Annotated in this window: 15 protein-coding genes and 1 other annotated feature (1 of these 16 only partly in view); of the genes, 2 read left to right on the top strand and 13 right to left on the bottom strand. The window is 29.8% G+C overall.

Annotation, left to right across the window (positions count from 1 at the left end):
- Positions 1-154 (bottom strand) — a binding site (T-box leader) (it extends 97 nt beyond the left edge of the window).
- A gap of 93 nt (positions 155-247) precedes the next feature.
- From L1S47_RS08285 to splB, 7 genes are all read right to left on the bottom strand, one after another.
- The gene (locus L1S47_RS08285) at positions 248-1,738 is read right to left on the bottom strand and encodes an NAD(P)/FAD-dependent oxidoreductase (RefSeq protein ID WP_238883147.1); all 1,491 of its coding nucleotides are present in this window, start codon (positions 1,736-1,738) and stop codon (positions 248-250) included.
- Positions 1,739-1,809: 71 nt separating this feature from the next.
- On the bottom strand, positions 1,810-2,430 hold the full coding sequence (locus L1S47_RS08280) for a TetR/AcrR family transcriptional regulator (protein WP_238883146.1): 621 nt from the start codon (positions 2,428-2,430) through the stop codon (positions 1,810-1,812).
- Positions 2,431-2,525: 95 nt separating this feature from the next.
- Positions 2,526-3,158, bottom strand: coding sequence for an ABC-2 transporter permease (locus tag L1S47_RS08275; RefSeq protein WP_238883145.1), 633 nt, complete (start codon positions 3,156-3,158; stop codon positions 2,526-2,528).
- Positions 3,155-3,952, bottom strand: coding sequence for a hypothetical protein (locus L1S47_RS08270; RefSeq protein ID WP_238883144.1), 798 nt, complete (start codon positions 3,950-3,952; stop codon positions 3,155-3,157). The genes L1S47_RS08275 and L1S47_RS08270 overlap by 4 nt, the downstream gene beginning before the upstream one ends.
- Before the next feature lie 2 nt (positions 3,953-3,954).
- Positions 3,955-4,803 (bottom strand): ABC transporter ATP-binding protein, encoded by an 849-nt coding sequence (locus L1S47_RS08265; RefSeq protein ID WP_238883143.1) that lies wholly within the window; start codon positions 4,801-4,803, stop codon positions 3,955-3,957.
- Positions 4,804-4,808: 5 nt separating this feature from the next.
- The gene (locus tag L1S47_RS08260) at positions 4,809-5,180 is read right to left on the bottom strand and encodes a GntR family transcriptional regulator (RefSeq protein ID WP_238883142.1); all 372 of its coding nucleotides are present in this window, start codon (positions 5,178-5,180) and stop codon (positions 4,809-4,811) included.
- 136 nt (positions 5,181-5,316) lie between these two features.
- Positions 5,317-6,327 (bottom strand): spore photoproduct lyase, encoded by a 1,011-nt coding sequence (gene splB, locus L1S47_RS08255; protein WP_238883141.1) that lies wholly within the window; start codon positions 6,325-6,327, stop codon positions 5,317-5,319.
- 138 nt (positions 6,328-6,465) lie between these two features.
- Here splB and L1S47_RS08250 point away from each other — a divergent pair, with 138 nt between their 5' ends.
- A complete protein-coding gene (locus L1S47_RS08250; protein WP_238883140.1) occupies positions 6,466-7,161 on the top strand; it encodes an NAD(P)/FAD-dependent oxidoreductase in 696 nt (231 codons plus the stop codon).
- 41 nt (positions 7,162-7,202) lie between these two features.
- On the opposite strand, the gene L1S47_RS08245 is transcribed toward L1S47_RS08250, so the two are convergent.
- The 6 genes from L1S47_RS08245 to L1S47_RS08220 all read right to left on the bottom strand — a co-directional run bounded on the left by L1S47_RS08245 (position 7,203) and on the right by L1S47_RS08220 (position 13,060).
- Positions 7,203-9,206, bottom strand: a complete 2,004-nt coding sequence (locus L1S47_RS08245) for a glucose PTS transporter subunit IIA (RefSeq protein WP_238883139.1) — start codon at positions 9,204-9,206, stop codon at positions 7,203-7,205.
- 168 nt (positions 9,207-9,374) lie between these two features.
- Positions 9,375-10,202 (bottom strand): PRD domain-containing protein, encoded by an 828-nt coding sequence (locus L1S47_RS08240; RefSeq protein WP_238883138.1) that lies wholly within the window; start codon positions 10,200-10,202, stop codon positions 9,375-9,377.
- Positions 10,203-10,333: 131 nt separating this feature from the next.
- Positions 10,334-11,728: a hypothetical protein gene (locus L1S47_RS08235; protein WP_238883137.1), complete on the bottom strand. Its 1,395-nt coding sequence runs from the start codon at positions 11,726-11,728 to the stop codon at positions 10,334-10,336.
- 129 nt (positions 11,729-11,857) lie between these two features.
- Positions 11,858-12,316 (bottom strand): DUF4489 domain-containing protein, encoded by a 459-nt coding sequence (locus L1S47_RS08230; RefSeq protein ID WP_238883136.1) that lies wholly within the window; start codon positions 12,314-12,316, stop codon positions 11,858-11,860.
- A 22-nt stretch (positions 12,317-12,338) separates the two neighbouring features.
- Positions 12,339-12,770, bottom strand: coding sequence for a DUF4489 domain-containing protein (locus L1S47_RS08225; RefSeq protein ID WP_238883135.1), 432 nt, complete (start codon positions 12,768-12,770; stop codon positions 12,339-12,341).
- 149 nt (positions 12,771-12,919) lie between these two features.
- Positions 12,920-13,060 carry a hypothetical protein gene (locus tag L1S47_RS08220; protein WP_238883134.1) on the bottom strand — a complete coding sequence of 47 codons (141 nt, stop codon included), beginning with the start codon at positions 13,058-13,060 and terminating at the stop codon, positions 12,920-12,922.
- Between the two features lie 281 nt (positions 13,061-13,341).
- Between L1S47_RS08220 and fba the strand changes: the two genes are divergently transcribed.
- Positions 13,342-14,205, top strand: coding sequence for a class II fructose-1,6-bisphosphate aldolase (gene fba, locus L1S47_RS08215; RefSeq protein WP_202768212.1), 864 nt, complete (start codon positions 13,342-13,344; stop codon positions 14,203-14,205).
- Positions 14,206-14,328 lie beyond the last annotated feature (123 nt).

Here is a 14,328-nt window from a genome sequence, read left to right as displayed (position 1 = left end):
GAGGATACGTTACTATCTAGTTAAGAATGAAATTCTTATTTTTCAATGTAAGATTCAAAGGCTGCTTCCACTAAATCTTCTTACCAAAGTTCCACCAAATCTTTAGCTCTCTTAAAAGTCAATTAAGTGTACTCTTCCTTATCATTATCTTTAGATATCTTGTTATTTTTTATATTATAATCAATTAATCAATTAATTGCAATAGTCTTTAACAATATATTAAGAATTTTAAAAATATTTTTCTTAATTAATATTCAAAATTGAATTTCACTTTTTCTCTTCTACATACTTTTTGAATTGCCCATTTACCAGATACTACTGCCGTTGGCAATCCTCCAGGTGTTGAAATCCATTGCCCAGCCACATATAAGTTGTTTATTCCCTTTATTATTCCACCATGATTCAGCTTTTTAACATTAGGGAGCATATCGAATGCCATCCATGAACCTTTATAAGCACCACAATAACGTTCATAAGTTACAGGAGTACATACATCATATACTTCAAAATTACCTTTTGTTTCTGGGTATATTAATTCGATTCTTTTGAGAACTTCTTTTGCTAACTTATCTTTTTCATTGTAATATTGTTGTTCATTATTATCTTTTAAATCTTTCCAATAATTATAGTCATCCCCTATTATATTAATTTTTATTGTTGAACAACCTTTAGGAGAAAAATCCTCTTCATAACAATAATGCTTAATTCCTATTCTATCTACCTCTAAGCTTCCACATTTAAATGGTTCTACCTGAACGTTAACAGAGTGATCTCTATTTGATAAATCACATTTAACGCCTATCCCTATATCCACACTACTATGAATAGGGTATTTTGCAGGATTATTAAATTGAGTGTCAAAAACCTTGTCACTGATTTTATTTCCTAACAAATTTCTTAGCAACATATTTGCGTCAATAGCTGAAATTATATAATCTCCTGATACACTCTTTCCATTTGCAAGTTCAATTCCTTTAGCTTCTCCATCTTCTACAATAACTCGCTTTACCCTTGAGTTATATTCTATCTTACCACCCAAGCCTTTGTATTCCTGCTCCATTCTAGAAGCCATTGCTAATGATCCTCCTTTAGGCCACCCTCCATCACCTGATGTGAATGTTCCCAATGTGAAGAATAACGCTAAGGCACTATATTCTTTAGGTAAAGTTTCTATAATAGCTTTTTTTATAATTTCACTTTTAAATCTACTTACATACTCTTCTATAGACAACTTACTTAATTCAGCAACATATTTCCCTGCACCACCATAATTTTTGATAATTTTAATATAATCTATAATATTCATCATATCCATTGGTTTTTTAGTTGGAAGTTTGCATACTTGAACTTTTTTTATAATCTCTATAAACTTTAATATTTCTTCACTGTCCTCTGGAGCTATTTCAAGCAAATGTTCTTTAAACTTATTAATGTCTCTAAAAAAATAAATAGTTTTATTATTAACTCTCACAGAAAAAAGATATTCAAATTGATATATTTCAATATTTCGTAACGCTCCTACAGCTTCCCATACCTTATATAAATCTGCTTCTTTATTTGTTCCTGTAAGCCAATGGATGCAGTTATCGAAATGATACCCCTTTCTATTCCAACCAGTACACTCCCCCCCTGGGATTGAATGCATCTCATAAATTTCTGTATCAAATCCACATTTCCTGCCGAATATTCCTGCACTTAAACCTGAAATTCCAGCCCCAATAATAATAACTTTTTTCATAACAAACTCCCCTTTTATTTTTAGATTAACTATTCATTCAATAATAAATTAAAATTAATGGCTAATTTAAATTAGCCAAATTTTCTAATTGTTCTTAATATAACTTCTGCCTCTGGTATAACTATTTCCTCTTTTAACCCTATGTTCTCCATAACTACGTTATTCATAATTATTCCTTGCATAACTGACCAAAAAACTGTCGCAATTTCTATAGGGTTTCCAGGTACTACTTTTCCCTCTTCTTGCCCTTGTTTAATTAAATTAGCTGTAAACTCATTCATTCTCATTGATTTCATCAAAGCAGCCTTAACCTCTTCTGGCATCGGTTCAAGCATAGCCGCTTGTTGCATAAAAAAGAATCTTGATTTTCCTTCCCCACCTTGTTTTAACCACTCAAGTATTGACTCGGTCATTATAACTAAAGCCTTCCATCCTTGTATTTTATGTTGTACTACAAATTGTGTTAACATCATTGCTGATTCTGTAGATTTTTCTATTACTGCTACGTAAAGTTCATCTTTGGATTTATAATAATGATATAATAAACCTTGACTTATACCTGCCGTTTTTACAATATCTGAAATTTTAGTGCCACTATATCCTTTACGTGAAAACTCCTCAAGGGCAGCTTCTAATATTTCTTCTTTTCTTTTATCAAGTATTTCTTTATTTTGCTCTTCTGTTCTTGGCATATTACCCCTCTTTTTTTGATTGAACATTTATTCAATATAATTATATTTCTAATTTCTGCGTTTTTCAACTACTTTTTATTAATTAATATTAGTATCTATTCCATTATTCTTTTCAACGTTGCTCTATAGGAAATTTTTATTGTTCCTAAGGAGGTCAAAAGTATTCCTATAATTAATATCCACTGAAAGATTAGTAGGCTGCTTTGATTTATGGATGAATTAAAAATCAACTCTAATAAAAATGTTAACACGAATAGAATTACAGTAATGACACCATTAAAAGATATTACTTTCTCACTCATAAAGATAGCGTCTAAATGGCCTCGAATAGGATAATATGAATAAAATACATTAGTAAGTAATAATATCATTGCTATTGATGTTATATATTGCATTGATACTGGCTTCTTAGCTATATATGAAAAAATTAAGTTTATTGTCAATCCAATTATAAATATTATATAGGTATTCATATACATATATTTCACTATATCCTTTGTTTTTATAGGAATAGCTGAGTAAAATGTATATCCTTCTAATGTCTCCTCCATTATTCTTGTAAGTATAATAAGTGCAATTGTACATAATATAAATACGCTTGCTAAATTAGCTCCTTCCCCTACTATCTCTAGGATAGAAGGAATTATTAACCACAATAACAATAAAAATATTCTATGAAAGAATCCTGCTTTTATCATTTTAAAGTAATTCAAAACTAGACTCTTCATTTTAAATTCTCCTTCTTACTTGAAATATAAATAGGTAACTTACAGCTAATAAAGTAACTTATTAGAATAGAGATGATAATTACAGGTATTCCCCAAGCACCACCAATATATCTACAAAGCTTTAAGATAGGAACAAATCCCTCTCCTAATGAATTAAACATAATTGCATCATTAGCTATAGTTCCATAATCTATAAACTTAGAAGTAAATGAATATATTATATAGAAGTTAATTATGAGAATAAAAGCCATATCTAAAAACTTGAATATGCTAAATCTACCTGTATATATTTCTTCAAATAAGTTTGAAATACTTGCAGCTAAAAACCATAGAAAAAATAATAAAACTAGTAAACCTGAGTAAGCTGATACAACATTCGTTTTTCCATAATAAATATTTAAAGTTATAAAAGTCATTATTACAAACAATGCTGGAATGCTTGCTACTATATATAATAAAAACTTCCCTTTAAGTAAATCTTTTTTAAGTATAGGCAATTGCACAAAGAAATCCCTGTTATAGTATTTTCTATATTTTTTAACAATAGGGTCTCGTTTAATAAAAAAAGTATATAAAATTATACAAAATGATATTAAACTTAAGCTTTGTGAAATTGTACTTGAAAAGTTTACATACTTATTAGTATTTATATAGTATTCAATATCCCCCTTTATAACTTTATAATCTAGCTGGGCCATCATGGTCAATATTATTATATAAAATATCGTCAAAAATTTATAAAGTCCATCAAGAAGATTCCAATGAACTTTTATTATCTTAAATACTCTACTCATAGCTAATTCCCCCATACACTGAAGGTTAATAGATTTTCAACATTGGGTTTATTTCCTCTAATATTAGCAAAATATCTATTTGCTTTTTCTCTTAAGATAAGTCCTTCAAAAGTAACTTCACCTTTTCTTAATCCTATAAATTCTTTATCTAACCCTTTAAGTTCTTCAATTCCCGCTGATAATAAGATGAAATCTTCCTCAAATTTATCCATTGCTATACTTTGTAATATTCTCCCCTTGTGAATCACAGTAATATAATCAGCAATCTTGTCTAAATCAGACGTTATGTGTGTTGAGAAAAATGCAGATCGTTCACCATCTTCTACAAATTCTCTAAGCATATCTAGCACTTCAATCCTAGCAACTGGATCAAGCCCTGCTGTAGGCTCATCTAATATTAATAGTTTAGGTTCATGTGCTAATGCTAGTGCTATCATTGCTTTAGTCTTCATACCTTTAGAAAATTCGCTTATCTTAATATCTAATGGCAGCTTCCACAAGGATGCATATCTTCTAAATTTATCTTCGTTCCAACCTTCATAAAAAGTTTTTATAGCTTTAGAATGATTTATCAAAGTAGAACCTTCCATGAAATAGCTTTCATCTGGTACATATCCAATTTGTGATTTTACATATACCTCATCTTTAACATTATCCTTACCAATTATTTTTATATCTCCTGATGATTTCCCTATGGTATTTAAAATCAATTTTATTGTTGTTGTCTTTCCAGCTCCATTTTCACCCACAAATCCCATTATGCTACCTTTTTCAAGATTGAAGGATATATTATCCAACTTAAATCCATGAAATTCTTTGCTTAAATTTTTAACCTCTAGTATATTCTCCAAAATAATTACCCCCTATATAGCTCTTCAATTATTTTCATAATGCTCTCTTTACTGACCCCAGCTTCTTTAATCTCAAGTACTTTTATCTTATATTCATCTATAAGTTTCTCTCTCTTCTCTTTTAAAAGCTTAGTGGTATCAACACAATTTACAAATGTCCCTTTACCTGAAATGGTGTATATATACCCCTCACGTTCCAAGTCCATATATGCTCTTTTGGTGGTAATTGTACTAATATTTAATTCTTTAGATAATTGTCTTACTGAAGGAAGAGCTTCATTAAATTTCACTTTTTCTAAAAGTATATTTTCTTTTATACAAATTTTAATCTGTTCATACATAGGCAAATCACTGCTATAATCAATGTTTATATTCATAAACTCCTCCTTTCAATTTCTCAACTGTGTATATCGTATATACACACAGTATCACTTATAATATTTTTTGTCAATATTTACATTTAAACCCATGGAATGATAAAAGACTAATCAAAAACTGATTAGTCCTCATCTTCTATATTATATAATTTATAGCTCCCTCTCCAAAGTTCTTAGCTATTCTCTGTTTAAAAAATTCCTTCATCTCTTTTAATTCGTCATCTTTATAAACATACTTACCATAACCAAATTGTCCGTACTTAAATTTTCTTATTTCCTCCTCCATAGGTAATATGCTTTTGGGATAAATACTTAATATATTATCTTTTGCTCTTTTAGTAAACCTATGGGATATAACTTCAAACATTAAATTTTTCCCCATAAACATCTTATCAATTTTGTCCATTAGTATATTATAATCCTCTTTCCAACTGTCATATAAGAAAACAGGCGCTATAATAAATCCCAATGGATAACCAGCCTTTGATATTTTTAATGCAGCATCAAGCCTTTCATCTAAAAGTGATGTATTATGCTCAAATTTCCGAATAACTTCACTTGCATTTATGCTAAATCTTATTGTTGTCCTTCCATTATGTTTTAAATTCAGGAGTCCATCTATATCATTGTATTTAGTCACAAAGCGGAATTTTGAATTAGTATTTTCCCCAAAATATTCAATTGCTGTTCTTAATGCTCCCGTATATCCTTCTACAGGTACAGGGTCTGAAGTTGCAGCTCCTTCAAATATTGTAATTTCAGGTAGTCTTTCATTTATATATTTCTGAGCTTTTTCTAAAATCTCTTCAATGTTCACATGAATCTTTATATAGGGCTTCTTCCCCATTTGAGTATTTAAATAGCAGTATTCACACATTCCCATACAACCACTTACTAATGGTAATTGATAATGTGCAGAAGGCTTACAGGACTGAAAATCTAAAGTTTTTCTAACTCCAACAACTAATGTACTTTTGCTCTCTAAATATTTCTCACTAGGATTTGTACCTGGAATACCTGTGATTCTTCCATTTTTAGAGTACATTATTTCGATATCACTATTGGATTTGAATCTTTCTAATAATTCTTCTCCTAAAGGATAATTTAATGCATCATTTTCGAATATCACTCTCTTAGGTATAAACATATAATCACCTCAAGTTTATTATGTTTCAATTTAATTTTTAAATGTATCTTAGATTACAGACAAAATACTATTTATATATTAAAATACTGATATATAGGTTTTAAGTTAAACTAATGATATTAATTGGAGGATGAGGATATGCCACACTATGGTAATTTACAAAAAGTTAGAGATGGGAAAAGGACTTTTGGGATAACACCACATATCCCTGGTGGATTTATTACTCCTGACAATCTTATAAAAATAGCTGAAGTAGCAAAAAAATATAATGCAGTTCTAAAAATAACTTCTGGACAAAGAATATTAATTACTAATCTTAAGGAAGAAGATTTAGAAAATATTTGGAATGAACTAGGCATGGAACCAGCTGTTAAAAATATTTACTCAGTAAAAAATGTTGAAATATGCCCTGCTGCCTTCTGTAAAAGATCAAAGGCAAATACCATGACTATTGGAATGAGACTTTCAAAAAAGTTTCACGGAGCATCTATGCCTAATAGGGCTAAAATTGGAGTTGCAGGTTGTAGAAATGCCTGTGGTGGCGTTTATTCAAAAGATGTTGGTGTAATTGCTGACAAAACTGGTTTTAGAGTAACTGCTGGTGGATCTTCTGGCTATAATCCTAGAATTGCAGACATAATTGCCATAGATGTCACAGAAGAAACAGCTTATGAATTAGTAGAGAAAATATTTGCTTTTTATCAAAAGAATGCAAGCTTTGGAGAAAAAGTTAGCGACTTTATTGAGAGAATTGGTTTAGATGAGTTTAAAAAAGGAGTAAATTCTCAAGATCCTAAGGAATTTGATTACAATCATCAAAACGAAATTGTATAGTTAAAAGGCTTCTCAAAATTACCTTGAGAAGCCTTTCTTTATTAATTTAAAGTTATATCTACAGAAATTTCCCCATTCTTTTTGTTTCCTAATTGAACGTTAATTTCTTTTACAACATCCATATTTGTAACAATCACTGGGGTAATATTACTCTTAGCTTTTTCTTTAATTATATCTTGATCAAAAGTTAATAATAAATCACCCTTTTTAACTTTATCTCCTTGTCTTACGTGAGCTATGAAACCCTCACCATTTAATTCAACTGTATCAATACCAACATGAATCAATATTTCAAGCCCATCAATAGTTTCAATTGCTACTGCATGCTTAGTTGGGAATACTACTCTAACTTCTCCATCAGCTGGTGCATGTACTTCATTTCCTACTGGAATTATTGCAAATCCGTCCCCTAACATTTTACCTGCAAAAACTTCATCTGGTACTCTATCTAAGGTAACTATTTCTCCATCAATTGGATTTGATAAATTAGCTACTGTTCCGCTAGCTACTTTTTTAGTATCTTCTACTATTTCATTAGCTTGAACTGCATTTGTAGTTGGAACGTATCCGCCATTAGCAATTATAGCTTTTATGTCATCTTTAATTTTTTCTGCTTCAGTTCCAAAAATTGCTTGAACATTACTTCCTGCAACTAATATACCCGCTGCTCCAAGAGCTTTTAGTGTCGCCTGGTCAACTACTGAAGGGTCTTTTAAAGTAAGTCTTAATCTTGTAATACAAGCATCTAAAACTTCTATATTATCTTTTCCACCTATTGCCTCTAGTACCTTTGCTGCTCTTTCGCTTCCTTTGACATTAATCGGTGCTATTGCATTTTCGTCTTCATCTTCTCTACCTGGTGTTTTAGCATTTGTAGCTTTAATTGTAAAGTAAAATACAACAAAGTATAATACAAAATATGCTATACCTACTAACCAAATAAGTAATGGATGTCCTGCAAATTTAAATCCTAATAAATAGTCTATAAATGATGCTGAGAATGTATATCCTAATCTTATATGTAATAAGCTAGTAATTATTCCAGATAAAAATGCTGCTGCAACATGGAATACAAATAGTATTGGTGCTACGAATATGAAAGAGAATTCTATTGGCTCAGTTATTCCTGTTAAGAAAGCAACAAATGCTGCTGAAATCATCATACCTGCAACTTTCTTTCTGTTCTCTTTTTTTGCAGCTGCAATCATAGCAACAGCTGCTCCAGGAAGTCCAAACATTAATACTGGATATTCTGAAGCCATAAATATACCCGCATTTGGATCTCCATGGAAATACCTTCCTGAGTCACCAAAGTAAGTTACACCATTAGAAACATATTCACCAAATTGATATAAGAATGCTGGATAGTACATATGATGTAATCCAACGGGAATAAGTAATCTCTTACCAGCAGCATAAAATGCTGGTCCTAAGACTGATGTACTTGCCCATTGTGAAAATGTATTAATTCCATCTTGAATTGGTCCCCATACTTGTACTCCAATTGTTGCAAATATTAAAGCTGCAATAGATGTTATAATTGGAACAAATCTTTTTCCTCCAAAAAATCCTAATACTTGAGGTAATTTTATATCATGGAACCTATTATATAAAGCACCTGCAATTAAACCTATTATTATTCCACCAAAAACACCCATATTAATAGTTGTTTTTGATACTACGTCAGCATATGCTGCTGAGTTAACAAAAGCATCTAATGAAACATGTTGCTCTGATGCAGTTTTTGTTGCTAACGCTAAAGCAGCATTAGCACTTGCTACTTTTATAATTGCTTGTAATATTAATTGACCTACTACAGCAGCTAAAGCAGCTACAGCTTCTCCCCCTGAAAATCCTATGGCTACACCAACAGCAAATATCATTGGTAAGTTAGTGAATATTGCATCACCAGCTTGAGCCATGTAAGGTATATTTAGTAAGTCTGGTTGTCCAAATCTTAATAGTAAACCAGCAGCTGGTAAAACTGATACTGGTAACATTAATGATTTACCTATCTTTTGAAGCACTGAAAATAGTTTCTTCATTATGATTCCTCCTATGTTTTATGTATAAAAAATATATATCTGAAGCAAAAATATTATTAGTTATTTATTTACTTCAGTATAAAAACAAAAAGAAAAGCACGAGCAAAAGAATATAACTATCCCATAGTTATTTCTTTAAGCTCGTGCCTAATTTAATAGTAACACTACTTATAATTCTTTAATTCTATTTATATGAAGAGCGATATATCCTATCTCATCTTCTGGAATCTTAATAGAAAATAAGTTTTCCATTTTAATTGCAATCTTAATCGCAATATCGTACTGATTATAAAATTCTTTTTTTATTATGTCAAGCAAATTATTCTTAATGAATTTCTTATTCATAACTCTCTCAATCATAAAATTCAAATGAGTAATTGTTCTAACATAACTTAGAGAGCCTCTATCTGGTGCTTTTCCTAAAAGCCTATATAAGAAATCCATAATTTCACCTATTTTTTTAGTATAGGCTAAGGTTGCTCCAACTTCTTGCTCACCTATAGCTGCATTAATATGCATGCAGATAAAACCAATTTCATCATTAGGTAATTTAACATTAAATCTTTCATTTATCATATTTAAAGCTTTTTCAGCAAGTACATATTCTTTGGAGTATAAAGCCTCTAACTCATGTAAAAATGGATTCTCAATTCGTATTCCTTCATTTGCTCTTGTAATTGCAAAATTGATGTGGTCTGGAAGGGATACATGTATTGCCCCATTGATTTTAACATTTAATTCCTTTTCACATAATGAGATTATTTCTTCTGAAATTCCTACTATTTCACCATTTATATCCTGTAAAACTCTATTAAAGTTTTCTTTTGATTTAAATGATTGCTTTATAAATATATTTTCTATCTTGTCTTCTGGAAGTCTAGTACCTTTTGTTGTATTAAATCCGATAGCTTTACCCACTAAAACAAATTCATTAGAATCTTTTTCAGCAATTACAACATTATTATTTAAAACCTTTTTTATTACGTACTCCTCCATTACTTCCTCCTCACTCACAAAAATATATTAGTCTATACATATTTTTAGTAAGATTTATATCTGGACATTATATTATTTTATAATAGCTTTGATTATTAATCAATTAGAAATGAAAACAAATATGGACTTCACTATCCATGAAGTCCAATTTTTTCTATACTTCTATTAAAATATTCTTCATCTAATGCAATATTTTCTATTACCTTAATATAATGAGTATTTAGAATGTAGTACTTTGGATGTAAGCAATTATTAACTTTTTTAACCTTTACTGCTCCATCATATATATTTAGAATTTGAACCTTTCCAATATTCATTGGAGATTCATCAAGTATTAAACTTACATTTTTATCTTTTAAATATGATAGTACGCTATTGAGCCCTTCATTTGTTTTGTTAGAGTTATTTCTATATAAATCTTCTATTCTAATCTGATTTAATTTTTCACCACCAGATATTTTTGATATATAAAATATTGAAATTACATTAAATACTTCATTTCTCTTTAATTGAACATAGTCTCCATTAATTGAATTAACTATCCCCTTAAATATTCTTACTTCTCTATCTTCAACTTCTACCTCAATGCTTTCTCCTATAAGTCTTTTTAATAATTCTTTATATATACTTATATTTTCATTTGAAACTTTATTTTTAATAAATATTGCCTTAAACTTATTAACACCTTGTGATTTTGTACTTACGTCTAAACTCTCTAATTTATCTACTTCCTCTAATAATTTATTATCATTACATTCTTCAATTTCCTCCTCTACTTCATCCTCCTTTATGTTCTGTTCTTCCACTAATATATTTTTATTCACTTCATCATTTCCATCTACCTCTTGTAACTCAGAACTATCTAGCTCCTCTTCAAATTCTTCCATTTCCTTAAACACAGTAGTTTTCTCTATTTTAATATCTTCATCACAAACTTTATCTTCATATGTACTTTCTAGCTCATCTTTTTCCATATCTATGTTTTCTTCATAATTCTTTACTTTTACTATTTTATAATCCTGTAAAACACTTTTACCCTGTATTTTTTCAGTTTTATCTTCCCATTCTATTAATATAAAGGGACTATTTGAGCTATTTTTTGATTCGAATATGGCGATGCCACTTATAGAATTACTATATACGCCTAAATAAATTTCTTCAGTTAACATTAATTCTTTCTCATCAAAAACGTTTCTTAAGTCTACTTTAAAGTATTTTCTAGTATCTTCTTGTGTAACTATTTTCTTTAGCTCTCTTTTAATTAAACTATTATCCCTATATTTCTTTACTAAGGTCATTCCTATATCTAAATTCTCACAATTAAATAAGCTTTCTAAATAAAAATTAAGAGTTATTTTCTTTAAGTGCCCTCTATTTTCATAATCATTTAATTCGAAGCTATATACACTTTTATATATTTTTGAAGAGTTCTGAAAATTACCAATTAAAGATTTTCTTAGATAAAACTGTACTACTCCATTCATTATAGTTCTTTCTTTAGATGGTATAATCTTTAATACACTCATTCTCCATCCCCCAGCCTTAAATTTTCTTACTATTAATATATTTATTCAAAATGTATCTAATTTGTTCTTTAATTTCTAAATAAAAATACAGGGATTATATCAATACAAGAAATAATCCCTGCTCAAAAATCAACCTACTGCTAATGCACTTAGTGTTGCATTTGTTATTGTCAAGCCTGGTGCTATACCTATAAAAGAATTAGCAGCTAGTTGAACACTATAGGTGTAAATTCCTTTTGTATTTATAGTATCTAAAAATTGAAATGCAAATGATTCTGCTTCAAGTAATTCAGCCATTGATGAGAATACGTAGGTTCCTCCTATTGTTTGTTCTGCCCCTTGATTATTAGATCTTTTTATAGTAAATGCTAAATTTACATTTAATTCTGCTGGCATATTTATTTGAGCAGTAAATGATAGTAATACTGAAGGGTCCCTAAGTGTTGTAGTATCAATTGTAACACTAACTACTGGAACGTTGTTTGTAAGAGGAGTGGTAAAAAGCGGGAATGGTCCAACACCACCAGTAGCAGCATTTAAAACTACATTTGATTCTCTATTATCATATCCTTCGCATATTAAATTCATATTTTGAGCCCCCTAAAATTTATCATACTTGTTCCACTGCTAAAGCGCTTAAAACCGCATTAGTAATTGTTAATCCTGGTGCAATTCCTATAAATGAATTTGGTGCTACTTGTACCGCATAGGTGAAATTTCCTCTAGCATTACCATTATCGAAAAACTGGAACGAAAATGCTTCAGCTTCTAATAATTCAGCTACAGATGAAAATACATAAGTTCCCCCAATTGTTTGTACTCCACCTTGTGAATTATATTTTTTTATGGTAAATGCTAAGTTTACATTTAATTCAGCTGGCATGTTAATTTGAGCCGTAAATGTTAAAAGAGTCGCTGGATTTTTCAAAGGAGTAGTATCTATAGAAACACTTACTACTGGCATTTCCTCTACTAATGGAGTCGTAAAAACTGGAAATGGACCAACGCCACCTGAGTTTGCCCTTAAAATAACTTCACTCATTTTATATCCTCCTAATTAGATTTGTATGAACTTTAGTGTTCTATATAAGTTATTCTCCTAATCGACATGATGTTACATTTTCAGCAAACAAAATATGTAAATAAAAAAGTTCACTAAAACTTTTTGTCCTAGTGAACCTTTTAGTTATTCTATTTAGGTAATCCTCTTACTGGTTTTGTCATATCATTATCTTCATTTGTGTTTACAGGATTGGCAACTGATTTATTATTTTTATTTCTATAATAAGATTTCTCGCCAGTTTTATTATTTTTTCCTAGTTTTTGTGTCAAATTTATCACCTCCAAATTTATCTTTTGAATATTACACAAAAGTTATTCTGACAAAATTTAGAGTTAATAATTATACTCTAAAAATATATAATTTGTGCTTATTTATTATTAATATTCTTCATCCTCAGATTGTTAAATTATTAACTTGTTTGATATTTCAACAAATTTAATGTTTTCTTTTTTTTATTTTTGGATTATAATAAGCCTTAAGAAATGAAATATATTACAAATGTCTTCTTTGTGGAAGTATTTGTAAAATCTTAAATTCATGGAGGTTTCGTATGTTAGTTTCAGCAAAAGAAATGTTAAACAAAGCTAGAGAAGGGAAATATGCTGTTGGTCAATTCAACATTAACAATTTAGAATGGACTAAAGCTATTTTATTAACTGCTCAAGAAAACAATTCACCTGTAATATTAGGTGTATCTGAAGGAGCAGGAAAATATATGGGTGGTTACACTACTGTTGTTGGTATGGTTAATGGATTAATTAAAGAATTAAACATAACTGTTCCTGTATCATTACACATAGACCACGGCAGTTACGAAGGTGCTTTAAAAGTTATCGAAGCTGGTTTCTCATCAGTAATGTTCGATGGATCACATTATTCAATCGAAGAAAACATTGAAAAGACAAAAGAAATCATCAGAATAGCTTCAGAAAAAGGAATCTCTGTTGAAGCAGAAGTTGGTTCTATCGGTGGAGAAGAAGATGGTGTTGTTGGAGCAGGTGAAATAGCTGATCCAGCTGAATGCAAACAAATAGCTGAATTAGGAGTTACTATGTTAGCTGCTGGTATTGGAAATATCCATGGTAAATACCCTGCAAACTGGAAGGGATTAGATTTCACTGCATTAGCTGCTATCAAAGATGCAACTGGTGATGTTCCACTAGTTTTACATGGTGGTACTGGAATTCCTGCAGACATGATCCAAAAAGCTATATCATTAGGAGTTGCTAAAATAAATGTTAACACTGAATGTCAATTAGCATTTGCAGAGGCTACTCGTAAATATATAGAAGCTGGAAAAGACTTAGAAGGAAAAGGATTTGATCCACGTAAGTTATTAGGACCAGGATTCGAAGCTATAAAAGCAACTGTTAAAGAAAAAATGGAACTATTCGGATCTGTAAACAAAGCTTAGTTTCTATTAGGATTAATTAACTTTAAATTAAACACCTTAAATTTATATTTTAAAATGTACCCTATAGAATAGACAATTTAAAAAAGCCTATTCTATGGGGTACTTTTATGTATAATAGAATAA

The sequence above is a fragment of the Clostridium sp. YIM B02551 genome (assembly GCF_022324735.1).
In the GTDB taxonomy this organism is placed as follows: Bacteria; Bacillota; Clostridia; order Clostridiales; family Clostridiaceae; genus Clostridium_T; species Clostridium_T paridis.
The sequence above is the reverse complement of the archived record's forward strand: the minus strand, read 5'-3'. Positions and strand labels throughout refer to the sequence as shown.